The sequence below is a fragment of the Salinicoccus hispanicus genome, from assembly GCF_009831115.1.
Classification (GTDB): Bacteria; Bacillota; Bacilli; order Staphylococcales; family Salinicoccaceae; genus Salinicoccus; species Salinicoccus hispanicus.
Genome location: NZ_WUUK01000004.1, coordinates 51,295 through 75,156 on the forward strand (window position 1 = coordinate 51,295; position 23,862 = coordinate 75,156).

At 41.5% G+C, this 23,862-nt stretch carries 23 protein-coding genes and 2 tRNA genes; 13 read left to right on the forward strand and 12 right to left on the reverse strand.

What is annotated here, in order from left to right:
• The first annotated feature begins 37 nt into the window (after positions 1-37).
• The 13 genes from dnaB to GQ671_RS10140 all read left to right on the forward strand — a co-directional run bounded on the left by dnaB (position 38) and on the right by GQ671_RS10140 (position 12,733).
• Positions 38-1,408, forward strand: a complete 1,371-nt coding sequence (gene dnaB, locus GQ671_RS10080; RefSeq protein WP_170288699.1) for a replicative DNA helicase — start codon at positions 38-40, stop codon at positions 1,406-1,408.
• A gap of 112 nt (positions 1,409-1,520) precedes the next feature.
• Positions 1,521-2,807 carry an adenylosuccinate synthase gene (locus GQ671_RS10085; RefSeq protein ID WP_160656539.1) on the forward strand — a complete coding sequence of 429 codons (1,287 nt, stop codon included), beginning with the start codon at positions 1,521-1,523 and terminating at the stop codon, positions 2,805-2,807.
• Between the two features lie 118 nt (positions 2,808-2,925).
• Positions 2,926-2,997, forward strand: a tRNA-Glu gene (locus GQ671_RS10090).
• Positions 2,998-3,022: 25 nt separating this feature from the next.
• Positions 3,023-3,095, forward strand: a tRNA-Asp gene (locus tag GQ671_RS10095).
• Between the two features lie 134 nt (positions 3,096-3,229).
• Positions 3,230-3,931, forward strand: a complete 702-nt coding sequence (gene yycF / locus GQ671_RS10100) for a response regulator YycF (protein ID WP_160656542.1) — start codon at positions 3,230-3,232, stop codon at positions 3,929-3,931.
• A gap of 15 nt (positions 3,932-3,946) precedes the next feature.
• A complete protein-coding gene (walK, locus tag GQ671_RS10105) occupies positions 3,947-5,788 on the forward strand; it encodes a cell wall metabolism sensor histidine kinase WalK (RefSeq protein WP_160656545.1) in 1,842 nt (613 codons plus the stop codon).
• A complete protein-coding gene (locus tag GQ671_RS10110) occupies positions 5,772-7,094 on the forward strand; it encodes a YycH family regulatory protein (RefSeq protein WP_170288687.1) in 1,323 nt (440 codons plus the stop codon). The genes walK and GQ671_RS10110 overlap by 17 nt, the downstream gene beginning before the upstream one ends.
• Positions 7,094-7,870: a two-component system regulatory protein YycI gene (gene yycI, locus GQ671_RS10115; protein WP_160656550.1), complete on the forward strand. Its 777-nt coding sequence runs from the start codon at positions 7,094-7,096 to the stop codon at positions 7,868-7,870. Before GQ671_RS10110 ends, yycI begins: the two co-directional genes overlap by 1 nt.
• Before the next feature lie 5 nt (positions 7,871-7,875).
• On the forward strand, positions 7,876-8,664 hold the full coding sequence (locus tag GQ671_RS10120) for an MBL fold metallo-hydrolase (RefSeq protein ID WP_160657238.1): 789 nt from the start codon (positions 7,876-7,878) through the stop codon (positions 8,662-8,664).
• Positions 8,665-8,878: 214 nt separating this feature from the next.
• Entirely contained in the window at positions 8,879-9,358 is a 480-nt protein-coding gene (gene rlmH, locus GQ671_RS10125) for a 23S rRNA (pseudouridine(1915)-N(3))-methyltransferase RlmH (protein WP_160656552.1), read from the forward strand.
• 410 nt (positions 9,359-9,768) lie between these two features.
• The gene (locus GQ671_RS10130) at positions 9,769-10,992 is read left to right on the forward strand and encodes a YeeE/YedE family protein (RefSeq protein WP_160656555.1); all 1,224 of its coding nucleotides are present in this window, start codon (positions 9,769-9,771) and stop codon (positions 10,990-10,992) included.
• Between the two features lie 174 nt (positions 10,993-11,166).
• Positions 11,167-11,787, forward strand: coding sequence for an NAD(P)-dependent oxidoreductase (locus GQ671_RS10135; RefSeq protein ID WP_160656558.1), 621 nt, complete (start codon positions 11,167-11,169; stop codon positions 11,785-11,787).
• A 61-nt stretch (positions 11,788-11,848) separates the two neighbouring features.
• A complete protein-coding gene (locus GQ671_RS10140) occupies positions 11,849-12,733 on the forward strand; it encodes an RluA family pseudouridine synthase (RefSeq protein ID WP_160656561.1) in 885 nt (294 codons plus the stop codon).
• Positions 12,734-12,831: 98 nt separating this feature from the next.
• Here GQ671_RS10140 and GQ671_RS10145 read toward each other — a convergent pair whose 3' ends face one another.
• From GQ671_RS10145 to GQ671_RS10200, 12 genes are all read right to left on the reverse strand, one after another.
• Positions 12,832-13,557 (reverse strand): aggregation-promoting factor C-terminal-like domain-containing protein, encoded by a 726-nt coding sequence (locus GQ671_RS10145; protein ID WP_160656564.1) that lies wholly within the window; start codon positions 13,555-13,557, stop codon positions 12,832-12,834.
• A 264-nt stretch (positions 13,558-13,821) separates the two neighbouring features.
• On the reverse strand, positions 13,822-14,208 hold the full coding sequence (locus tag GQ671_RS10150; RefSeq protein ID WP_160656567.1) for a DUF3021 family protein: 387 nt from the start codon (positions 14,206-14,208) through the stop codon (positions 13,822-13,824).
• An 11-nt stretch (positions 14,209-14,219) separates the two neighbouring features.
• The gene (locus tag GQ671_RS10155) at positions 14,220-14,675 is read right to left on the reverse strand and encodes a LytR/AlgR family response regulator transcription factor (RefSeq protein ID WP_160656571.1); all 456 of its coding nucleotides are present in this window, start codon (positions 14,673-14,675) and stop codon (positions 14,220-14,222) included.
• A gap of 242 nt (positions 14,676-14,917) precedes the next feature.
• Positions 14,918-15,760 carry a class II fructose-bisphosphate aldolase gene (locus tag GQ671_RS10160; protein WP_170288688.1) on the reverse strand — a complete coding sequence of 281 codons (843 nt, stop codon included), beginning with the start codon at positions 15,758-15,760 and terminating at the stop codon, positions 14,918-14,920.
• A gap of 16 nt (positions 15,761-15,776) precedes the next feature.
• Positions 15,777-16,160, reverse strand: a complete 384-nt coding sequence (locus GQ671_RS10165) for a tetratricopeptide repeat protein (protein ID WP_160656573.1) — start codon at positions 16,158-16,160, stop codon at positions 15,777-15,779.
• A 14-nt stretch (positions 16,161-16,174) separates the two neighbouring features.
• Positions 16,175-17,458, reverse strand: a complete 1,284-nt coding sequence (locus GQ671_RS10170; protein WP_160656575.1) for a PTS sugar transporter subunit IIC — start codon at positions 17,456-17,458, stop codon at positions 16,175-16,177.
• A gap of 52 nt (positions 17,459-17,510) precedes the next feature.
• Positions 17,511-17,801: a PTS sugar transporter subunit IIB gene (locus tag GQ671_RS10175; RefSeq protein ID WP_160656577.1), complete on the reverse strand. Its 291-nt coding sequence runs from the start codon at positions 17,799-17,801 to the stop codon at positions 17,511-17,513.
• On the reverse strand, positions 17,794-18,804 hold the full coding sequence (locus tag GQ671_RS10180; RefSeq protein ID WP_160656579.1) for a 6-phosphofructokinase: 1,011 nt from the start codon (positions 18,802-18,804) through the stop codon (positions 17,794-17,796). The genes GQ671_RS10175 and GQ671_RS10180 overlap by 8 nt, the downstream gene beginning before the upstream one ends.
• Positions 18,797-19,246 (reverse strand): PTS sugar transporter subunit IIA, encoded by a 450-nt coding sequence (locus GQ671_RS10185; RefSeq protein ID WP_160656581.1) that lies wholly within the window; start codon positions 19,244-19,246, stop codon positions 18,797-18,799. Before GQ671_RS10185 ends, GQ671_RS10180 begins: the two co-directional genes overlap by 8 nt.
• A gap of 2 nt (positions 19,247-19,248) precedes the next feature.
• Positions 19,249-21,165: a BglG family transcription antiterminator gene (locus tag GQ671_RS13120; protein WP_160656583.1), complete on the reverse strand. Its 1,917-nt coding sequence runs from the start codon at positions 21,163-21,165 to the stop codon at positions 19,249-19,251.
• 331 nt (positions 21,166-21,496) lie between these two features.
• On the reverse strand, positions 21,497-23,170 hold the full coding sequence (locus GQ671_RS10195; protein WP_160656585.1) for an alpha-glucosidase: 1,674 nt from the start codon (positions 23,168-23,170) through the stop codon (positions 21,497-21,499).
• 77 nt (positions 23,171-23,247) lie between these two features.
• On the reverse strand, positions 23,248-23,724 hold the full coding sequence (locus GQ671_RS10200) for an LURP-one-related/scramblase family protein (RefSeq protein ID WP_281354849.1): 477 nt from the start codon (positions 23,722-23,724) through the stop codon (positions 23,248-23,250).
• Positions 23,725-23,862 lie beyond the last annotated feature (138 nt).

A 23,862-nucleotide genomic window follows, 5' to 3' on the forward strand; every position in this document is an offset into this window, starting at 1 on the left:
GATCAGGGAGGGATTGATTTTGGATATACATCAGCAGATGCCGCATAACATGGAAGCGGAGCAGTCTGTCCTTGGTGCCATACTGATCAATCCCGAAATTTTCATTTCCACAGCGGAAACGCTGGAGCCGGAAGATTTCTATCGTTCAGAGCATCAGCACGTCTATCGTGCAATGGGTTTTCTAAGTGAAAATCATCAGAGTATTGATGTTGTCACACTGATCGACCAGCTGAAAAGCATGGAAGTACTGAACTCCGTCGGTGGTCCGAGATATCTTGCAGAACTGTCCAATGTTGTGCCGACGAGCCGGAATGTCGCCTTCTATGTGGATATCGTGGCGAAATATGCGCTGAAACGGACGCTGATCAAGACAGCGGAAGAAATTGCGAATGAAGGCTTCTCGGAAGAGATGGATGTCGAAGATCTCCTCACTGAAGCCGAGTCGAGGATCATGTCCATTTCCGAGAGCCGCAGGAATGAAGGCTTCAAATCCATGAAGTCCGTCGTCCACGAAGTATATGAACAGGTCGAGGCACGTGCCGGCCAGACAGATAGTACAACGGGTATTCCAACAGGCTATCGTGATCTTGACTTCATGACGTCCGGGTTCAACCGGAACGATCTGATCATATTGGCTGCCCGCCCTTCCATGGGTAAGACGGCATTTGCCCTCAATATTGCAGGGCATGTCGGTACATCCCGCGAAAAGTATACTGTCGCCATCTTCTCTCTTGAGATGGGAGCCGACCAGCTTGTGTCGCGTATGATTTCAAGCCAGGGCATGATTGATGCAACTAAACTACGTCAGGGGAATCTCAACCATGATGACTGGGATAATTTCACCACGGCGATCGGCAGCCTGGCGGAATCCAAGATATTCATAGATGACTCACCTGGCATCCGGGTGAGTGACATCCGTTCCAAATGCATGCGTCTGAAGCAGGAGCATGGCATGGACATGGTCATCATCGACTATCTCCAGCTGATCCAGGGGTCGAGCAATAAAAGAAGTGACAACCGTCAGCAGGAAGTCTCCGAAATCTCCCGTATGCTGAAAGCTTTGGCCCGTGAGATGGAATGTCCGGTCATTGCACTCAGCCAGCTCTCGAGAAGTGTGGAAACACGCCAGGACAAGCGTCCGATGATGAGTGACCTGCGTGAATCCGGCTCGATCGAGCAGGATGCGGATATCGTTGCCTTCCTCTACCGGGAAGACTACTATGTCCGGGGTGACGGCGAGGATGATGCAGAGGGTGCCCAGAGGGAACAGGATGAAATCGAGATTATACTGGCCAAGCACAGGAATGGTCCGACAGGAACGGTAAAACTGATATTCAACAAGTCCTACAGCAGTTTCTTTGATCAGGATAACCGTGGATATGACGATAGTTATATCCCACCTAATTAAATTTACGAATGTTTTTATATACCACTTATAAAAACGTTCGTATTTTTATTGCCTTTTATAGTGCTTATTGTTAGAATGATTACGGTAATTCAAAGTAAATGGGGGCAAAGACATGTCTGGAACAGTAGTAGTCGGAACACAGTGGGGCGACGAAGGCAAAGGGAAGATTACAGACTTCCTATCAGAAGACGCAGATATCATTGCACGTTTTTCCGGAGGTAACAATGCAGGACACACCATCCAGTTCGGTGGCGAAACTTATAAACTGCACCTTGTACCTTCAGGTATATTCTATGACGATAAAATTTCACTGATCGGCAACGGTGTCGTAATCGATCCGATCTCCATCATCAAGGAGCTTGATGGACTGATCGAACGTGGCATATCCGTCGACAACCTCAGAATCTCAAACCGTGCGCAGGTCATCCTACCCTATCATCTGCTTCAGGATGAATTGGAAGAGGAAGCGCGTGGAGATAATAAGATCGGAACCACAAAAAGAGGCATCGGACCATGCTATGTCGATAAGGCACAAAGAATCGGCATCCGTATGGCAGATCTGATTGACGAAGCAACGTTCAGAAAAAGACTGGAAGAGAACCTCAAGCTGAAAAACCATATGTTCACAGCACTTTACGAGCGTGAAGGATTCACTTTCGATGAAATCTTCGAACCATATCAGAAAGCGGCAGAGCGTCTGGCACCTTACGTGACCGACACTGCAAAAGTGCTTGATGATGCGTTCCAGAACAACCAGAAGGTCCTTTTTGAAGGCGCCCAGGGTGTCATGCTGGATATCGACCATGGCACATATCCATTCGTTACATCCAGCAACCCGATTGCCGGCAACGTAACGGTCGGCTGTGGTGTCGGTCCGACAGCTGTCAGAAATGTTGTCGGTGTCTGCAAAGCCTATACTTCTCGTGTGGGCGATGGTCCATTCCCAACGGAGCTGTTTGACGAAAATGCCGAGCATATCCGTGAAATCGGACGTGAATATGGAACGACGACAGGTCGCGCGCGACGTGTCGGATGGTTCGACAGTGTCGTTGTACGCCATGCAAGACGCGTCAGCGGCATTACCGACCTCTCCCTCAACTCCATTGATGTGCTGAGTGGTCTGGATACAGTAAAGATCTGTACAGCTTATGAGATCGACGGCAAGGAAGTGACGGAATATCCGGCTACGCTGCATGCACTGGATCGTGCCAAGCCGATCTTCAAGACAATGCCCGGCTGGAAAGAGGACATTACAGCTATTAAACGCATCGAGGACCTTCCGGATAATGCAAGAAACTATCTGGAGGAGATCGAGCGCCTGACTGGTGTCGACATTTCCATCTTTTCTGTCGGTCCCGATCGCAACCAGACGAATCTCCTGAAAAATTTCTGGAGCTAGCAAATATCCCATGGCATGCCATGGGATATTTATTTTTCAATAAAATTGAAGTTTCAGTTGAAAATGAAATTTATATCATGCTATAATAACTTTTGTGTTCAATGCCGATCAATATCAAGGCCCGTTGGTCAAGCGGTTAAGACACCGCCCTTTCACGGCGGTAACACGGGTTCGAGTCCCGTACGGGTCACTTTTCATATTTCATTCAACACCATGGTCCCGTGGTGTAGCGGTTAACATGCCTGCCTGTCACGCAGGAGATCGCGGGTTCGATTCCCGTCGGGACCGTAGCTCAAAAGCCATCAGCACATAACGCTGATGGCTTTTTTACTATGCCCGGATGGAAATAAATATGGAAAAGTGATACATTTATAGTGGATATGACTATGCAAACAGGCACTTAACGAAAGTGAGGGAATGAAATGCCTAAGAAAATCGTTGTAGTGGATGATGAAAGACCCATCGCTGATATATTGGAATTCAACCTTGGGAAGGAAGGCTATGAAGTGCATTGCGCCTATGATGGCAATGATGCATTGGCACTGATACTTGAAGTCGTGCCGGATATCGTACTGCTTGATATCATGCTGCCGGGGATGGATGGCATGGAAGTGTGCCGCGAAGTCCGCAAGACACATGATATGCCGATTATCATGCTGACAGCCAAGGATTCCGAAATAGACAAGGTGCTTGGTCTCGAACTGGGTGCCGATGACTATGTGACAAAACCATTTTCAACACGTGAACTGATTGCTCGTGTCAAAGCCAACTTGAGAAGAAATGTCGAGACGGCGGCGAAGGATCAGGAACCGGAGAACAACAACATCCAGGTCAAGGCCATCACGGTCATACCGGATTCCTATGCCATCAAGAAGAATGACAGGGACATTGAACTCACCCATCGTGAATTCGAACTGTTCAATTATCTGGCGCAGCACCTCTCCCAAGTGATGACGCGGGAGCATCTGCTCGAAACTGTATGGGGCTATGACTATTTTGGTGACGTCCGTACCGTAGATGTAACGGTCAGAAGACTCAGGGAGAAGATTGAAGATGATCCTTCCCATCCGGAATACCTGATGACAAGAAGAGGTGTCGGGTATTACATTCAAGGTGACGAATAAAGGGGTTAACACTTAATGAAGCAGTTTTTTAGAAATCTGCAATCTCTTCATATAAAGCTTGTAATCATATATGTGCTCCTCATCGTCATCGGCATGCAGATCATCGGTCTGTATTTTACGAATACGCTTGAGAAGGAACTGACCGGGAATTTCCAGGATAATATCGAAACCCAGGTCAGCCTTATAGATACGAGGGTCAAGGAACTGTACACGGAACATGGTGATGACGGTGAACAGTTCAGGGAAGAGGTTCAGAGTCTGCTTTCCGATTATGGAAACAGGCCGGAAATCGAAGAAATCAGATATGTAAACTCCGATAATGTCCTGATGGCGACAAGCCGCATATCCAATGAATCGAGTATCGGTTCTCGGATCAACGCGCCGCTGACTGAAGAAGCCGTCACCACCGGTACGCCGAACGAGGAGATCTATGTCAATGTAGAGCAGGACCATCAGCGTGTGTGGCTACTGAACCAGCCTGTCATCCAGGACAATCAGATTCTTGGTGCCATCTATGCTGCCTCGAATATCGAGACGGTTTACCAGCAGCTTGAATCGATCAACAATACTTTCATCATTGCCACTTTGATTTCATTGATCATTACGAGCATTCTCGGAATCTTTATTGCACGGACCATTACAAAACCGATTACGGACATGAGAAACCAGGCACTGCTCATGTCGGAGGGTGACTATACATCACGGGTGAAAATATACAGCAGTGATGAAATCGGTGAACTCGCAGGATCTTTCAACATACTGTCGAAACGTGTACAGGAGGCCCAGGCCAATACCGAGAGCGAGAAGAAGCGTCTCGACTCCGTCATCACCCACATGTCGGATGGCATCATTGCTACAGACCGCAGAGGGCGTGTCCGGGTCGTCAATGAAATGGCACTGGATATGCTCGGCATGTCCGGCCAGGACCTTCACGGCGAGGATATGCTCGAAATTCTGAAGCTGGACGTGGATATGGCAGTTGAAGACATTCAGGAGATGAATGAAAGCCAGCTGCTGTTCCTCGATAACGATGAGGAAGAGACGACAATCCGTGTCAATTTCTCCACTATCGTGAAGGATACCGGTTTTATCAACGGCTATATCGCGGTGCTGCATGATGTCACTGAGCAGGAGCGTGTGGATAACGAGCGCAGGGAATTTGTCGCCAATGTCTCCCATGAACTCAGAACACCCCTTACTTCCATGAGAAGCTATATTGAAGCACTGCAGGAAGGTGCCTGGAAGAATGATACCCTCGCACCGAAGTTCCTCGGTGTGACACGCGAAGAGACGGACCGCATGATACGTCTGGTTGAAGATCTCCTTCAACTCTCGAGGATGGATAATGAAGCAGAGGAACTGACGCGTGAAATTGTCGATTTCAATATGTTCCTGAACCGCATCATCGACCGCTTCGAGATGACCCATAAGGATGAGGTCGAGTTTGTACGCAATATCCCCTCCACTCCAATATTTACAGAAGTCGCAGTGGATAAGATGGGTCAGGTGCTTGATAATGTCATTTCGAATGCCATCAAATATTCAAGCAGAACGAATAAAAAAGTAGAGTTCCATGTGAAACAGAACCGTCTCTACAACCGTATGACGGTACAGATCAAGGATAATGGTCTTGGAATTCCGGCAAGCAAGGTCGATCGCATTTTCGAACGCTTCTATCGTGTCGACAAGGGCCGTGCACGCAAGATGGGTGGCACGGGACTTGGACTGGCCATCTCGAAAGAAATCATAGAAGCCCATGATGGTAAGATCTGGGCCAACAGTGTAGAAAATAAAGGTACAACAATCTTCATCAATCTGCCGTGTGAAACACTTGAGGAGGATGATTGGGGTGTATAGAGAGACAGTCAAATCCATCATCCTTTTCACTCTGGTTGTGAGCAGTGCCATACTGACATATATGGTATGGAGCTATCAGCCAGAGTTTTCACAGATTGATACTTCAATTGAATCCACCTCGAATACCGGCCAGGGGGAACCTCTGCCGTTTGAAAGTGTCATGCGTGCCTATCAGCTCATCTGGGTGAATGGAGAAGAGGCGAGAGGCACGATAGATGAAGATGCTGTTGTCGGTGTCAGGGAGTTTCTGGATGGTACCAGAATCACTGATATCAATGTGTACAATAATATGAACCGCCTTGACCCTACCGTAAAGGAGGATGGCAGTGAGGAGTTTCTGATTGTCGACTATCCATCGGAGATGCCTGCAAAGTCATTGTTCCAGATACTCGGATTCGAGTACGAAGAAACGCTGCCGGACTACAAATTCGACCGGATTGTCGTGGATATTGCCTCCCCTCAAGTCACTTTCTTCATGCTGAATGAAGCATTGGACCGTGTAGCGGTTGCACAGACGGACATGGAGAGCGATTATCTGCTATCCATCGTCAACGATTATGAAGATTCATTTGAAGACTATACAGGCCTCATCACCAATCAGCAGACCGCAAACAACAAGACTGCCATCTATGGACCGGATGCACCTGGAGAAGTCAGCGTGATGAGTTTCCTATCCGCACAGATCAGCATAGACACAATCAACGATATTCTTTTCATGGAAGATGAAGTCAGTGTGTCACAGAACGAAAATGTATATGTTTATGAAGCGGAAAATGGACTGGCCACATACAATACAGACACCTACAACTACGTATACACCAACCTGAATGAATCCCTATCTTCAGAACGCGACCCCCATCAGACCATACAGCGCAGCTTCAACTTCCTCAATTCCCATATCGGTCTGGCTCCTGAGCATATACTGTTCGATTACGAAGAGGAAGGCAACCAGTCGATCTATCGGTATACGCTGAACGGCTATGCGGTATTCAGTGATGAGATTGCGATGACAATCAGCACAAAATATGGCAGCAATGCCCTATTCGAATACGAACGGCCGCTGCTCTACATCAACGCACAAGTACCGAGCGAAGAGACGGAGAAGCTGGCGCGTATAGAAGATGTCAGATATGAAATTGCACTGAATGAAGCACTTGATCTCCAGAAAGTATCCAAAATCACGATCGGCTACAATTTGCGTTTTTCAGAGGAACAGACCGAACTCAATCTGGTGAATTTCACTCCTGAGTGGTACGTGAAGTATGATGGTGAATGGTTGCGCTACAATGAAGGAGGATTGCAGTAATGGATTGGAAACTGACCAAATCCCTCTATATCCTTGTATTCCTGCTCATCAATGTTGCCCTGCTGGTGATGTACTACAATAAGCAGCAGGAGGAGATCAGGGAAATAGAAGACGCACCGAGTGTACTGGAATCAACAAATATCGATCTCTCACAGCTTCCGGGATATGATCCCGAACAGCTGACGATCCTTGCTGGAGAGAGGGTTGATTTTGCGGAAGTCGAAGAGGTTGATGATGAGGCTGTCGAGATAACCAATGAGGACTTCATCATTCATCAGAGTTTTGAAAGCGGAGATATTTCCCCAGTGATGGAACAGGAATCTTTGGAAGCCCATAAAAATGATCAGGTTTACAGGGGCGGCGAATACAAGTATGATGATGTAATGAGCAATGACGATTATATGCTGTTCAATCAGTATTATGATGACTACCCTATTTTCAACCACGAAGCAGCCCGTGTGCTATATAGAGGTGAAGGTGTCGAGGCAGCGGAGTATGAACAGGGCTACATCATCAATCTGCATGAAAACAGCCACACCTCCCCGATCACAGCAAGAAAACCGAGACAGGTCATATCGGATCTGTATCTCCGTGAGAGAATTTCCGGAGAAGCGGTCATAGAAAATGCCAGACTCGGATACTACATCATTCTCAATGACGAAGACCAGGTGCTTCTCAGACCAAAATGGGAGTTCCAGGTCACTGATCAGGACGTCGAAAAGACCATCTATGTCGATGCCATCAGTGAAACAGAAGATATTATCGAAAGTGAGTGACAGTAATGAAGATGAGCGTGTTAGCCAGCGGTTCCACTGGGAACAGCACGTATATAGAAACTGAAAAAGGCAGCTTGCTCATAGATGTGGGACTTTCCTGCAAAAGAATTGAAGAGTCTTTGAACACACTCGATACCTCCTTGAACAATGTAGATGCCATACTCATCACTCATGAGCATAGCGATCACATCAAAGGACTCAAAGTCATCTCAAAACGCTACGGCATTCCAATCTATGCCAACGAAAAGACATGGCAGAGAATTGAAGCCAAGGACATCGCAGTCCATAGTGATCAGAGATTCCATTTCAATCCTCTGGAGGAGAAAGAACTGCTCGGGATGAATGTCCAGTCTTTCAATGTCTCCCATGACGCCATCGATCCCCAGTTCTACACATTCATGAAAGACAACAAGAAAATTTCCGTAATTACAGATACAGGTTATATTTCCGACCAGATGAAAGGCATCATTAAAGATAGCGATGTTTTCATATTCGAAAGCAATCACGATGTCGATATGCTGAGAATGGGCAGATATCCATGGGTGACCAAACAGAGGATACTTTCCGATGTCGGTCACGTGTCCAATGAAGATGCTGCCCATGCCATGCGTGACGTTATAACGGACCGTACGAAACGCATATATCTAAGCCACCTGAGTCTGGATAACAATATAAAAGAACTGGCCAAAATGAGCGTTGAGCAAGTGCTGAACCAGTATGATATCGATACAGACAACCATATAATGATCAGTGATACAGATAAAGCTGTACCGACGAAAATATACCAGATATAAAGTTATACACAGAAATGTGTGAAAAGTATGTGGATAAATAGTCATAAATGTGGGTAAAGTATAAAAATGTGGATAACTTAGCAGTCAGTAGAGGATTACTGGCTGCTTTTCTCATATTTATGTGAGCAGAATGATTAAAAAATTATAATATACATAGTGGATGAGTAATTATCCGTGGATATGTGGAAGAACTGTGGATAACCAGGAGGAATGTATGAAAGTCACTTTAATAACTGTGGGCAAGTTGAAAGAGAAGTACTGGCAGCAGGCTGTGGATGAATATAAGAAGCGGCTCAGCGGCTATACAAAACTCGAACTGGTCGAAGTGCCCGACGAGAAAGAACCCAACAATGCCAGCGAGAAGGACATAGAAAACATCAAGGATAAGGAAGCCGAGAAGATCTTATCCAGAATCAAGGACAGCCAGCATGTAGTAACACTTGAGATACACGGAAAAACCTATACCAGCGAACAGCTCGCCAAGCAGTATCAGCAGTGGATGAACACTGGAAAGAGCGACGTCGTGTTCATCATCGGCGGCAGCAATGGGCTCGGTCAGGCCGTCAAAAAGCGTTCCGATCAGGAAATCAGCTTCGGCACCCTCACTTATCCCCATCAGATGATGAAGGTGATGCTCATGGAACAGATTTATAGAGCGAATAAGATCATCAAGAATGAGAGTTACCATAAATGATATCGAGGGATAGTGCTACTCTATCAGTGTGGGTGATACCACTCCTTGATGGATCAGGTGCCTACGTGACACTGACTGCCATCCACTGCGGATGAGATTCAGCGTCTACAAGTATGCGACCTGTCGCCTTGAAAATTTGGACCTAGCAATGCATTAGATTATCGGTAAGCTCCAGGGCTCGGGTTCACTTGGCCACACTCGAACCACTCGTATTCCACACATGACATTTCGCTATCCACTTCATTCGTGTCTCTACCAAGTTCATCACAAAACTAACATGAGTTTTTGATAGAAAGACTATCTCATGGAGAACCTAACAACAGTAGCGGATACTTACATAAGCTTTTCATTGTGGTAGAATGAGCACTCACTATTGCGTAGATAAATTCAGTTAAAATAAAGGGGTCTATATGACACAAAAGAAAGATCATTCTTCTAAATCGAACGCATCAGAGCCAACATCAAGAGATCCTCAAAATTTACTGACCGTTTTAGGTATTCTGGTTGTCTTCCTCATCACTTATCTCGCCTATCAAGCTTCCGGTTTGGAATTCGTGCTTTTGTTTTGGGTGGGTGTCCTCATCGGATTCGCGTTATTTCATGCTCGTTTTGGTTTCGCCTCTGTTTATCGACAAATAGTCGAAACTGGAAATACAGAGATGCTGCGTGCACATATGTTTATGTTAGGAACTGCAACTACGTTATTTGTTCCTATCTTAATGTTTGATATCAGCGCATTCTCGAATACGACTGAAGGAGCGCTTTCGCCTATAAGTATTGGATTAGTAATCGGTGCTTTCATTTTTGGTTTCGGGATGGAGATGGGCAGCGGGCTTGCGCCTGCCTCTTTTTATACGGCAAAAGGTGGCCGCACAGCCTTGCTGTGTACTCTGTTTGGGTTTCTGACCGGAGCTGTAGTTGGCGCTTACCATTTCGCTTTTTGGAATGAGAAACTTCCCTCCGCTCCTGAAGTTTCTTTGGCCACCGATACTGGTCTTGGTTATTTCGGTGCTTGGGGGGTACAAGCTGCAATTTTCGCGTTGATTATTATCCTTTCCTATGTATATAAAAAAAGAAAAAGACCGCCCTTACTGCCTTCACTCCCCACCGCTGTCGGATGGAAGAAAATTGTTTTCGGTTCCTGGCCGCTTTGGGTGGGTGCACTTGTTCTTGCCGTCCTCAACGCCGCTGTTTTTATAATTCAGGGAGAACCTTGGAAACTCACGGCCGCCTTTACGCTGTGGGGATCCAAGCTACTGATGAACCTTGGTATCGATGTAGCACAATGGGAGTACTGGGTTGTAGAGGAAAGACTCGGAGCTTTAATAGAACCTCTCATGATGGATTCAGTAAGTGTACTCAACTTAGGCGTTATTCTTGGTACTTTTCTTTCCTTAACGCTTGGAGGAATGATTCGATTTTCCAAAATTCATCTCCATCTTGCTCTCCTGGCACTTGCAGGAGGTTTGCTTATGGGATACGGAGCCACTATATCCTTTGGAGCAAACATTGGTGCTTATTTCAGTGGTATCGCTTCTTTTAGTCTGCATGCCTGGATCTGGGCGGTGATGGCAATTATGGGTGTGAACGCGGCCTATATGGTGGGAAAGAAACTTAACCTTGTATCGAAATAGCAAAGAAAGTAACGCCTAAGAAAAAAAATATAGTCATTGTTTATGAGAAACGAATGATTGCGGAAGAATACTCAATAAAAAATTATCGGAAATATGGTTATTATTGTAATAATCACAGTATAAATTGATATCTTGAAAACTATTATAAATAATTGAATAGATGGGAGGTTCGGGATGAATATTTTGATTTTAGGAGCAACTGGGCGAGTCGGCAGCCATATACTTGAATCCGCACTTGATGGAAACCATCATGTTACGGTATTGGTACGTGATGCCGATAAAGTCCAGGCGCAAAATAGAAATTTGATAGTTAAAGAAGGAAATGTATTAACCAGATCAGACATTCTGAATGCGATAGCGGGTATGGATATGGTAATTAGTGCACTTGGTACAGATGGCACCACGACACTCTCAGAGAGCATGCCGGCTATTATAAAAGCGATGGAAGATGAGGGTATAGAACGAATCATTACTATTGGCACTGCAGGCATTCTGAACAGCAGAACCGAGTCCGGAAAATTGCGTTATCAATCGAATGAGTCAAAAAGAAGAACAACGCGAGCAGCTAAAGAGCATCACAAAGCCTTTGAGTTACTTGAAAACTCAAGTCTTGATTGGACAATCGTCTGCCCTACCTATCTGCCGGACGGTAAACATACAAGTAAATACCGAATAGAACGTGACTTTCTTCCCGAAAAAGGTGAAATGATTTCCGTTCCTGATACAGCAGAATTTACATATAATCAGATAGCAGAGAATAGATATGTAAAAGCACGCGTAGGCATTGCTTATTAATCACTTAGTTGATGGCACGCTTGTAGTAAAGAAGAATATAAGATGAAAAAGGAAGTTTATAATGAATAAAAAAGAAAAATCAAATGGACAGGATCAAGAATGGATCGTTAAAGAATCGACCGAATTGCTGAAGTTCTTATTCGAAGTGATGTCTTCACGTAGTCGGAAGGCTGTGAAAGAAACACTGAGCCGAGGAAAAGTTTTTGTAAACGGTGAAGGGACAACTCAATTCAATGACAAACTCGAACCGGGAGATCGTGTTGAAATACGTTCTGCATCTAAAAATATAAAACTTAGAGGCATTAAAATTTTCCATGAAGACGAAGATGTGATCGTTATTGAAAAAGACGCTGGTCTACTTTCAATCGCATCGGAGAAAGAGCAGCAGATGACTGCCTATCGCCAACTGTCGGATTATGTGCAGAGCATCAATCCTAGAAACCGTATTTTTGTCGTGCATCGACTGGATCGTGAAACTTCCGGAATCATGATATTTGCGAAGAATAAGCAAGTACAGCAGAAGTTACAGGATAACTGGAAAGATATTGTTTCTGAACGAACATACATCGCCCTTGTTGAAGGAAAAGTAGCTAAAGGTGGTAAAATCACTTCCTGGCTGACAGAGAATAAAGAGTTGATAATGCGTTCGAGTAAACATCCGAATAACGGTAAAAAGGCGATTACCCATTATAAAGCACTAAAGTTCAATGGAAATCTATCATTACTGGAAATCAACTTGGAAACAGGGCGTAAAAATCAGATCCGTGTCCATATGCAAGACTTGGGCCATCCGATTGTCGGGGATAAAAAATACGGATCACGCAGTAATCCCATCAAAAGGGTTGGACTGCATGCCCATGTCATTGCATTCAAACATCCGAAGTCAGGGGAACCCTTGCGATTTGAATCGAAAATTCCAACGGAGTTTATGCGAGGCTTTAGATAAGTCTACTTGATGCTTTTTCAATTTAATAATCAGTTAATAAATAACCCGTATGATCTGAACTTCTCCAGATCATACGGGTTATTAGTTAATCTAAAATTTTACCACCAGTTATTTTGCGCACGGAATTCCATTGCAGCTTCTACAGAACCGTAACGTTCTTGAGCGTAGTTGATCATGCCCTTAGTCTGTGTTTCAACAGAACCTGTTCCCCATGCTTCTTTTGTTTGTCCAAGACCTTGGTAGCCGAGTGGATTGACTGCATTCGGGTTACCACTTGATTCTGGCATAACAATATTTGTCCACATTGCTTGTGTACCGCCAGCAGCGAGGAATTGCTCTTTAGTGGAACCATTGTTTGATTGCTGTGGTGCAGCTGCTTGAGCAGTTTCAGGCTGTGCCTGGGTGTTGGATACTTCTTGTACATTGTACTCAGGCTCTGGTTCCTGTACTTGAACTTCTTGTTGTACAGGTTCTTGAACTTCCTGCTGTACTGGTTGTTGTACAGATTCCTGCACTTGAACTTCTTGCTCTACAGGCTCTTGTACCTGAACTTCTTGTTGTGGTTGAACATCATTGTGGCCATTGTAGGACCATGTGTAGCTCGTACCATTTGATTCAAAGCTGTAGTTTACACCGTTAAGTGTGAAGTCGTAGTCATATACACCTTCATGAATTGGCGCATTGTTCAGTTCGCTGGAGTTCGCTAGAGCCATTTCTGCGAGTTCCTGTTTATTGATTTCAGAAGCGTCCGCAGTTTGACCAGACGTGATACCAGTGATACCGAGACCCAGTGCTAGAGTTGTAGTTAAAATTGTTTTCTTCATAATTATTTCATCCTCCAGATAAATTTATATAGGTGTTTTTTGATTTGTTGAGTCATGTCGTTTTCAAGCCTTATTTTTTAAGACAAGACACACTATAACACGAATTTATCTGTAGGGTGTTACAGGCTAATAATAACAAGGTTACAATTAGTATCAGTGATTGTAATATTGATATCTGTTTGTATTATTTCTGAATAATTGCTTAAGGTTCACGGTTTGGACATAATAGTCCCCTTCTCAATTGAAGCTGTAAGGGGATTCAAATCATTTCTTGTTTAAAATTTGGTTGATCAATTTGGAGTCTCTTGCTGAAAGAAGATAATTAACTGCAGATATTAGTAGCATTATTAGAAATATGGATAAACCAAAATTGAGAATCTCAAGGAAAGATATTTCCAACCAGCCATGATAGATGTTAACGATCGTAAAAGCAGCGATGCCTACTCCGAATTGTACAGCGTATCTTGCAAGCGATGCCCAATTGAAATGATGCACGATTGTTGCTGCACCAATCGCAGCTGATGCAACCCACACACTATAAATGCGTTCTACCTGAACATTTTCTACAGGACCATAAGTGACTAAAATAATCAGATAGATGAAACTCCCGATACACATTGATGCCAATACATAAGAAATTAAACTTTTCATTTCGCTACCTCCTATATTCCTAATTTTTCTTTCAACTGAGAAACATATCTTCTGGATATACTTGTTTTCATTCCATTGGATAAATGTGAGAGCAGGTTTCCGGAAAAATGTGCTTCCACTCTTTTTATTTTATGGACGTTCAATATAGAAGATTTGGATACTTGAATAAATGATTCTCTAGGTAGACTTTCATAAAATGAGGATAAGGATTGTGATGTTTTTATTTCCTCGTCAATCGTGTAGACTGTGAGTTCTTTGTTATAGACTTCAGCAAATACAATATCTGATTTGTCTACAATTACATAGCTGTCATCCTGTTTTAAAACCAATGATTTATTATCTTTCGTCATGTTGCTCAGGCTAGACATGACTTTCGAGCCTACTGTATCCGACCGACAATGAATGAGAATGTGATCTTCTGACATTGTCTCTTCTATAGATAATTCTATTCTGTATTTTTCATCCATCTATAAGCTCCTTTTCTCTTTTTTTCTAGTATATTGAATAGTCATCGTTTTGTGTGGAAGTTTTCCTAAGTGGTTGTTTTCTCAGCTTGAGAGGTAACGATATTATTGAAATCTATAAGCTCGAGAATAAAAAGGCCAATACTTAAAAGATCAGTCTCCCTATTCCAGGAAGACTGATCTGAATTAATTTATTTAGTTCTGTACGAGTCTGTCACAGTAACAATCATGTTTTAAATACAATTCTAGAGTTGGAAAAGCAAAGATTTTTCCTTTACGATTTCTTTAATCTTATCATTTGCAGGATTTAGTAGTTTTCTGAGTGACGTTAAAGGTGCATCTAGTGCAGGAGGGAAAGTTTCGTTGACGAGTTCAATATATGATTTATTCAATTCAGAACCAACATTGATTTTTTTCATACCTTCACGTACACACTTTCTCATATCTTCATCAGAGACGCCAGTTCCTCCATGTAAAACTAAACCTACTTTATCCAGGTTCTCAGATAGAGAACTTAAAAGCTCATAATTTATCTTAGCCTTCGACTTAAACTGACCGTGTGTTGTTCCAATCGCCACTGCCAGAGCATCAACCTGTGTTTCTTCTACAAAACGTATTGCTTCGTCAATGTCAGTATATTTTGCTTGTTCTTCATCAATTATTAAACCATCTTCTGCTCCGCCAATACTGCCAACTTCACCTTCTACAGAAACGTTTCTCTTATGCGCGTATTCGACAATCTCTCTTGTATTACTAATATTTTCTTCAAGAGTCAGACTTGAGCCGTCATACATTACAGATGTGTAACCAGCGTCTACAGCTTCTTTTACTGCATTCATATCGGTACAGTGATCTAAGTGCAAACACGCATCAATCTGATATCTATTAGCTAACGTATCCATGGTAGATACTAATAGATCAAATCCAATATATTTGGCTGTTCCTAAAGAAGTTTGAATAATAATTGGTGATTCTATTTCTTTAGCTCCTAAAAGCATGGAAGGTAGCATTTCCAGACAGTGAACATTAAAAGATCCAATAGCTTTCTTGTTATCATACTTATTAAAAAGTGTATTTAGGTTTTCCATTATAACGACTCCCTTTTTAGATTCTGCCTCTCATTACATCTTTTGAAAGTTGCATGAGTGCATCAATTTTGGTTAGATATTCTTGGACTTCGGCGTCATTTTTTGCTTCAACTGCTTCTTTTCTTTTAATATTGTATAGTTTCATCAATTCGGTAAAAGAGGACCCCAATGCTTTTTCCTGGGAGATACTTCGTTCATAGTATTCAATGGATTTATCTATATTACCTAATTGATAGTACAATTTTCCCAATGCGTTCAATGTCTCAGTTAAGTCTTCATCGTCAGAATTCTTCAGTTTTTCTTCATGCTCAATTATCTGTTGCTGTAGAGCTTCTTCATCAATTTCTACAGTTTCGCTACTGGTCTTCTCTTTGTTTAAAAATTTCTTGAAAATATTCATTTGCATCTCTCCGATCAGTTAAACAAGCTGATTAATGGGTTTATAATCCACTCATATAATAGTGCCGCAGTAACTGTATCCACATCCGTAGCAGTCGTGTTTATAAATTCCATATCGTTGAAGATTGGCACCAGTAGTGCGGGTAAGACCGTAATGAAAATACCGTGGGCTATACCCGATATAATTGTTCCTCTTATACCACCAACGGCGTTTCCGAATATACCTGCAGTTCCGCCTGCAAAGAAGTTAGTCAACATTCCTGGAAGGAGGACAGGTAAACCGACGAACGGCAATAATATCATTGCAATAACTGTTCCTACTGTGGTCGAAATGAAACCTAGTGTAACTGCGGTAGGTGCATAAGGAAATAGCACAGGAGCATCTAATGCCGGCTTTGCGTCAGGTACCAGCTTCAATGCAATTCCTCTAAATGCTGGTACGATCTCCGCAAGAAGTAAACGGACACCAGATAATAGTACGTAAACACCAACCACAAATTGAACACCTTGCAAGAACGCATGTACAATATAGTTGAGATCATCGCTATACTGGCTCGTAAATTCTGGACCAGCGAAAGCGGCTGTAACCATGAATAGTGGTATCATGATTGCACCAACGGCTAGATAAGTGTCTTGTAAAAACGCTAATCCTTTAGGGAATTTAATATCTTCGGTAGATTGTGATTTATTTCCGACAAGTTTGGATACTCCAGCAGTAAAAACGTAACCGATTGTACAGAAATGCCCTAGTGCTATGTCATCCGAACCAGTAATTTTTCTTACAAAAGGTTGAGCGATGGCCGGCATGGCAACTGCAAATACCCCACCTATAATACCTCCAAGTAGTATTAGAGGAAATCCTCTTAAGCCACCATAAAACCCAAAAATAGTAGTCATAGTTGCCATCCATAGAAGGGCTTGGCCAGTTAAGAAGATATACTTCCATCTTGTGAACCTGGCAAGAATGATATTAACTAAGAATATTGCTAAAAAAGTTAACGCAATCTCATTCCCTAATCCTAAATCATTCATTGCCTGTCCATTTATAGCTTCAATTGATGGGACGATCCCCTGTGTTCCAAATCCTTCAGAGAATATTTCTCCGAAATATGATAATGTCGAAACTATAATTGAAGAACCGGCGGCTAGTACGAGAAAACCTAGCATTGTTTTAAAGGTTCCTGAAGCCACCTCACCTCCAGGTTTTTTCTGTAGGAGTAGACCGACCATTGCCACGAGTGCTATTGTTATTGATGCTTGTGTCAGTATATTATTAACAATGAAATCAACGACTGCCATGTTTCTCCCCCTTTATTCAAAATTTGTAGACTGTATCTTAAATTAGTTCCGACTAGATATAGTTGTTCTCCTCCAATACCGGTACCAATTTTTCTTTAATCTCTTTTTTATCAATCAAGTTATTTAGAAATATTAGATGAGAATTCATACCATATCTCTTTACTTGGTCTTCAAAGTTGTTAGCTGCAATAACAATGTCAGCTTGTACGCCCGAAGCAGAAGATATATCCGTATGGTCCAAGGATGCATCGAGACCAATCTCTTTGACTACTGATTCCACTGCCATTTCCATAGCAAAACTACTTCCTAGTCCTGCACCACATACCATAAGTATTTTAATCATATTTTTTCTCCCCTTCTATAATTAGATCTTTCTTTATAGCTAGTTCCAAAATTTTCTTATTTAGATTATTATTGAAATCTTCATCATTCTTTAGGCTTATTGAATGTACTGCGTCATCAACAATTCCGATCATAAACCCTGTATTATCATCCTCAATATGTTCTACAGCAGCCATCCCCATTCTAGTTGCGACCATAGCGTCTTTAAAAGTTGGGTTTCCTGATCTCATTGAAAAACCGACGATAGATTTTCGCACTCTTATATTTGTGTTCTTTTCTATTTCATCAGCTATTTCAAAAGAAACGCCTTGCTCTCCTGTTTTATAATTTTCATTTTCATATGCTGCCTCAGAACAGATGATTATAATAGCATCTTGAAACTTCAATTTTTCTTTTATCTTCTCGGAGATCTTCTCATGATTTACTGGAAATTCGGGAATCAAGGACATATCGGAAGCAGTTGCAATGGCACTGTGCAAAGCTAGGTTTCCGCAGTTTCCACCAAGTACCTCTACCATAAAAATTCTTCCAGGCATGTTATGTGCTGTATCATGGAGGTCGTGCACAATGCTGGTGACTCTGTTTAAAGCGGTATCGAATCCAATGGAATACTCACTGCCTCCTACATCATTATCAACTGTCATAGGTATAAAAATTGTTTTCACACCATCTTCTTCAAGCAGCGTAGCTGCCTTTTTTGAACCGTTTCCTCCGCACACTATCAAGTATTCAAAGTTATTTTCTTGTAACTTCTTCTGTATAAGCTGTCGCCCTTCTTTTGTATAGGGCGCTTTACTTCTGGAGGTGAGAATCAATTGTTTACCATCCAGGGAGTGGTGACTGCAATGATCTCTGGTGAGTTGAATAGGTTTGGAGTGGATTATTCCGTCAAAACTATTATCGAACCCATAAAGATCAATGTTAGCGTTTTTTGATATTACATCTATTACAGAGTTTATCCCTGAGCCATCGCCACCACTACAAATTATTGCTGTCTTATTCACTGAATGTCACCTCCTCCATCAGTTCATTCAGTTCATGTATTGAATGGACATCTGGCAACTTCTCTATTAAGCCATGCTCAACAATATCGACGATCATTTTTATGATTTCCAAATGATTTCTATTATCTACTGCTGAGAAACTAATCAATACTTCTACTGAATTATCACTGCCAGAAAAATAAACTGGAGTACTCAATGTTAATAGACTAAAGCCAATTCTGTTTACACCATTCTCCGGTCTACTATGTGGAATTGCCAATCCTGGATGTATGAGGATATAAGGTCCATATTCATCAATATTCTGTATAATGTGTTCAACATATTCAGTATTTACATGATTATTTTTCTCAAGAATCGATACGGACTTCCTGACAGCCTCTTCCCAATCTTTTGCATCTACCTGCAGCTCTACGTTTTTTGTTGTAAATTCAATCAACCCCATAATCAAACCCTCCTTTTCCCTTGTTCCAAGCTATAAATGAAATCTTCATATTCAAATTCGTTAATAAGTTTGTTGATTCCAAGTTCTTCATAGAGGAAAGTGTAGATTTTTTTGAATACTATTTCCCAGAGTTCGATATCTTTATGAGGCATGCTGAAAACTAAAATTACCTGAACCTTCTGCTTATCCCAGGTTATTGGTTTTTCCAGGATACAAATAGAAATAATAGGTACTTTAGTTTTATTATCTAGCGGGTGGGGGATAGCGATTAATCTTCCCAGTTCTGTTGAAGCAATATTTTCTCTATCGAAAATAGACTCTTTCGTTACCGAATCGATGTAACCATGTTCTATCATCAAATCAGTTATATAGTTTAAAGCTTCATCTTTAGTGGGCTTTTCCACATTTTTAAGGAACAGTTTCTTATCAAAGAACTCTCTTATATTCTTTTTATCTTTTGAATTACTCTCTTCAAAGTATTTCCTTATATTACTTAGTTCTATATTGCTTAAAACTGTGTTTATTCTCATGATTTTCGACGATTGAATTTGGAGAGGAATTGTTGTCAGAATCAGATCTGTTTGTTTGATCAGTGCAGCATCAAAGTCCCCCAGACTTATTGTTTGAATATCGGTAATATAATCATTGAGATGACTTTTGATTTTCTCTCTTATCAAAGTTGATGTAGCGATTCCAGAGCCGCAAAGTACGATGATCTTCTTAATCTTTTTATTGTTCAAATAGTTGAACTTTTCTAAAGCGACTCCAAAGTGTATGGCAATATAGCCGATTTCACTTTCTCCTAGCTCCAGTTTAAGTAGTTTCTTTATTTCTTTGCTAGCGATTATTGCTAATTCAAATGCAACAGGATAATCACTTTTTATTGTATTCAAAGAATCATTTTGAACTTGAGTTTTAAACTGTATTCTATTAAAAGCTACATTGAGATGTATTGATAAACCTGTTTTCAAATCAGTATCTTTTTGAAAATCAATGGAAGTTCTTTTTTTTATCGATTTCAAAATGTTATCTATAATCCACTCAACATCTACTTCTGAATAACAAATATCAAAACTATCAAGTTTGCCACTTACTATAATTTTCTTGGCAATGTAATGAATTTCTTCATTAAGCGCATCACCCAATGTAATCCTCAGGTTCTTCTGTAATGATAGTGCCATGCTATACTCTTCAGTTCTTTCTATTTTCTCTACTTCTTGTCCACTGTAGATCACATATTTGTTGACCTTACTTCTGCTTATTGCAATTAAAATATCCATCCCTAAATTTCTTCTTGCATCATCCGTAAGTTTGATAACGTGTTTTGAAGATAAGTTGTAGATTTCCTGGTCTATCTTATCCAATAGATCTAGGGAAAGTAATTGTTGGTAATCTTCTTTGGGATAATTATTATCATCATCGAAGAAAGAATTTTTAATTGCATGACGCATATCTTCTTCATTCCCATCTAGGAGGATCCCTTCTACGTTATTCGCTATCAGACCGAGATTATATTTCTCCATTTTTTCAACAGCCCATGGTAAATTCTTTTTAAGTGAAGAAAGACTTATAAATAATTTGTCGGCTAGATCTTGTTGAAATAGTGGATGGTTCTTATAAGAATGGAGTAATAGTTCCTTGATGATAGAACCTAGAAAGTTGTCTTTGTCGATAAAGTTTTCTAATTTGAACAGTTCAAATTTAGATAAATCGTAAACTTCAAAGAGATAGCCTTTACTTTTTATCGAGGTAATATTGGCACCATGTTCATTTAATGCTTCATTGGCATTTTTAATATCTGATCGAACCGTTCTAGTTGAAACATTTAACAAAGTAGATAGATCCTCACTTGTCTGCACTTTATTTGATTCGTAAAGAAGAGTCGTAATTTCTTTCCCTCTATTATTAAGCGCTTTCACAAAAGTCTTCTCCTTTCAACTAAAAGTATAGAAATTTTTCCTATTAATGTTAAGACACTCTTTTTCCCTTTAAGAGGAAATAGAATTTGATAATTTAGACTATTATGTATATTTAAATTGAATAGCAATTATCATGTTAATATTCATGAGCTTATAAAAATAGTTATTTTTCAAGAAACGGACTAACTAAGTTGAATTCCATTATGATACAGTGCCATAAAAAGCCCCTCTCAATGTATTAAGAAAGGTTTTACTTCACCTATTCACTATCATAAATAAATAAATAAAACAGTCTCTCCTTTTAAAGAGAAACTGTTTCAGAATGGTCTATTTAATTGTGTAAGAGTACGACTGCGCCATACGGCGAGAGCTGCAACCTATCATCTTTCAGCTGACTGCCATCATTCTGCAGAACAATCTGATTCTGCTGCCACCCTTCTCCAATCTCGATGGTTTCCATTTCTTCAGAGAAATTGCAGCAGACGAGTGCTTTCTGTGCGTTCAGAGTACGTCCATAGACGTATAAAGTATCCTTTGTTTCCTTCATATCGTAGGAACCCTTTTGGAACAGTTCTGTTTTCTTAAGGCTGATCAGTTCTCTATAGAAGTTGAGGATGCTATCTTCATCCTGTTCCTGATCTCTCACATTATAGGTGCCTTCACGGTTATAAAGCATCCAAGGCACACCATCTGTAAATCCAACTTTTTCGCTGTCATCCCACTGCATGATGCCTCTGCTGACATCTCGGGCAGTCAAGTTTATATGGCTCATGATTCTCTTATGATTCCAGCCTGCCTGCTCTGCTTTCTGATAGAAGTCCATGATGCCTGAGTCGGCGATATTGCCAGGGTCATCGAAAGCCGCGTTTTTCATTCCAATTTCTTCACCATTGTATATGATGGGAATGCCTTTTTGCAGATATAGAAGCGTCGCCATCATTTTAGCTGCATTGTCCCGATGGGAGGTGTCTATACTGCCGTATTTGTGCAAGGAACGTGGCATATCGTGGTTCGACCAGAAAAGTATCGGGCCTCCTCGAGGTCCTTCTTTCTCCTGAAACTCTTTCTGTACTTTTTTGAATTTCTTCAGATCAAGTGGCAGGTGCTGGTTCGATTCGGGAACATCCTCGATTGTTTTATCTTTATTTTCCGGGAAATACTGCATCGTAATGATCTTATCGACCATATTATTCTCTGGATCTGTATACCATTGTGTCAGTTCGGCATCTGCGCTGGTCGCTTCTCCCACAAAGAATATCTCTTTTTCATGACGACTGATTGCATCGTTCATCTCGTTCAAGTAGTCTTTGATTCTGTCTCCATGTTCATTGAGATCCTGTCCAGCCCCTTTTGCTTCCGGGTGTTCTGGAAAATCCATGTCTATATCGAGATATATGAAAGCGTCGAGTCGAAAACCATCAATGCCTCTTTCAATCCAATAGTTCAGTACATCTGCCATTTCTTTTCTTAACGGCGGATGTTCCCAGTTCAATTCTGCCATCGACTGCATGAATAGATGCAAGAAATACTGATCTCCATTGAGCTCTTTGGTCCATGCGGACCCACCGAAAGCAGCAGTCCAATTGTTTGGATATGGACGGTCGTCCTCTGCGCCTGTCCATATATAATAATCGCGGTAGGAGTTGTCTGTTCCTTTTAATGCTTCCTGAAACCAGGGATGCTCAACAGATGTATGATTGAGTGGGAAATCAAAGATTATTTTAATGCCTCTACCTTTGATTTCCTTGATCAACCGTTCTCCATCTTCCTCAGTCCCGAAAATGGGGTCCACCTTTGTATAGTTGATGACGTCATATCCATTATCCTGCTGATTGGACAAAATCATCGGATTGACCCAGACCGTATTCACACCAAGGGATTCAATGTAGTCCAACTTCTCTATTATGCCATTGATGTCACCTATTCCATCTCCATTGGAATCATTGAAACTCCTAGGATATATCTGATAGATAATCGCATCTTCCCACCATTTTCTATGGCTCATTGTCACACCTTCTATTCTTTATTTAAATGACACTTTCCCCCAAAAATATCATAGTAATCGGATAAGGTTATTAAAAGTTAGTTATTTTTCTGATTGACGCAGTCAATCACGATAACAATCCCGAGCAGGATACCCAGATGACTTTCATCGTAGATATCGATCGAATAGGAGTCGCCCCAGGAGAGCAGTTTTTTACTGACATGAGCGATATCCTGATCATTCTCTTTAATGACATAGTTATGCTCTGTGATGGAACCTTTTATGTGCCAGTCAGGCCCCAGAATCGTGTAGTTATTGGCAAACAGATTGAAGTCCTTTTTGACTGTCGCCACCTTGTCATCATTTTGAAACAGATCGTATTCCGGAGAGATGCGAAAGAGCTTCTGTTCGATGTATAGCACTTCTTCACCGCTCGTATCTGTAACATGCAGCCTGTTACCTACAGAGAATGCTTTGCCTTCCACGTAAAAAGCATCATTTTCTTTCTCGTCTTTTACTGTAAACTGGTCTTTGAATGAGAAAACTTTCTGTTTGATATAGAGTCTCATATACATTCTCCTTATGTGTTCTAGTTATAAGATGAGTGTAGAACATAGGGCAAGTAACTACAAATACTTCATTGTATCGATGGAACACATATATAGTTCAATTGAAAAAGCCCCAGACCTTTTAGGTCTGAGGCTTTGAGTAAT

What these genes read in the sequence shown, in the direction of transcription:
- dnaB (WP_170288699.1), top strand. Translation starts at nt 38, where the DNA reads ATGCCGCATAACATGGAAGCGGAGCAGTCTGTCCTTGGTGCCATACTG.
- GQ671_RS10085 (WP_160656539.1), top strand. Translation starts at nt 1,521, where the DNA reads ATGTCTGGAACAGTAGTAGTCGGAACACAGTGGGGCGACGAAGGCAAA.
- yycF (WP_160656542.1), top strand. Translation starts at nt 3,230, where the DNA reads ATGCCTAAGAAAATCGTTGTAGTGGATGATGAAAGACCCATCGCTGAT.
- walK (WP_160656545.1), top strand. Translation starts at nt 3,947, where the DNA reads ATGAAGCAGTTTTTTAGAAATCTGCAATCTCTTCATATAAAGCTTGTA.
- GQ671_RS10110 (WP_170288687.1), top strand. Translation starts at nt 5,772, where the DNA reads ATGATTGGGGTGTATAGAGAGACAGTCAAATCCATCATCCTTTTCACT.
- yycI (WP_160656550.1), top strand. Translation starts at nt 7,094, where the DNA reads ATGGATTGGAAACTGACCAAATCCCTCTATATCCTTGTATTCCTGCTC.
- GQ671_RS10120 (WP_160657238.1), top strand. Translation starts at nt 7,876, where the DNA reads ATGAAGATGAGCGTGTTAGCCAGCGGTTCCACTGGGAACAGCACGTAT.
- rlmH (WP_160656552.1), top strand. Translation starts at nt 8,879, where the DNA reads ATGAAAGTCACTTTAATAACTGTGGGCAAGTTGAAAGAGAAGTACTGG.
- GQ671_RS10130 (WP_160656555.1), top strand. Translation starts at nt 9,769, where the DNA reads ATGACACAAAAGAAAGATCATTCTTCTAAATCGAACGCATCAGAGCCA.
- GQ671_RS10135 (WP_160656558.1), top strand. Translation starts at nt 11,167, where the DNA reads ATGAATATTTTGATTTTAGGAGCAACTGGGCGAGTCGGCAGCCATATA.
- GQ671_RS10140 (WP_160656561.1), top strand. Translation starts at nt 11,849, where the DNA reads ATGAATAAAAAAGAAAAATCAAATGGACAGGATCAAGAATGGATCGTT.
- GQ671_RS10145 (WP_160656564.1), bottom strand. Translation starts at nt 13,557, where the DNA reads ATGAAGAAAACAATTTTAACTACAACTCTAGCACTGGGTCTCGGTATC.
- GQ671_RS10150 (WP_160656567.1), bottom strand. Translation starts at nt 14,208, where the DNA reads ATGAAAAGTTTAATTTCTTATGTATTGGCATCAATGTGTATCGGGAGT.
- GQ671_RS10155 (WP_160656571.1), bottom strand. Translation starts at nt 14,675, where the DNA reads ATGGATGAAAAATACAGAATAGAATTATCTATAGAAGAGACAATGTCA.
- GQ671_RS10160 (WP_170288688.1), bottom strand. Translation starts at nt 15,760, where the DNA reads ATGGAAAACCTAAATACACTTTTTAATAAGTATGATAACAAGAAAGCT.
- GQ671_RS10165 (WP_160656573.1), bottom strand. Translation starts at nt 16,160, where the DNA reads ATGAATATTTTCAAGAAATTTTTAAACAAAGAGAAGACCAGTAGCGAA.
- GQ671_RS10170 (WP_160656575.1), bottom strand. Translation starts at nt 17,458, where the DNA reads ATGGCAGTCGTTGATTTCATTGTTAATAATATACTGACACAAGCATCA.
- GQ671_RS10175 (WP_160656577.1), bottom strand. Translation starts at nt 17,801, where the DNA reads ATGATTAAAATACTTATGGTATGTGGTGCAGGACTAGGAAGTAGTTTT.
- GQ671_RS10185 (WP_160656581.1), bottom strand. Translation starts at nt 19,246, where the DNA reads ATGGGGTTGATTGAATTTACAACAAAAAACGTAGAGCTGCAGGTAGAT.
- GQ671_RS10195 (WP_160656585.1), bottom strand. Translation starts at nt 23,170, where the DNA reads ATGAGCCATAGAAAATGGTGGGAAGATGCGATTATCTATCAGATATAT.
- GQ671_RS10200 (WP_281354849.1), bottom strand. Translation starts at nt 23,724, where the DNA reads ATGTATATGAGACTCTATATCAAACAGAAAGTTTTCTCATTCAAAGAC.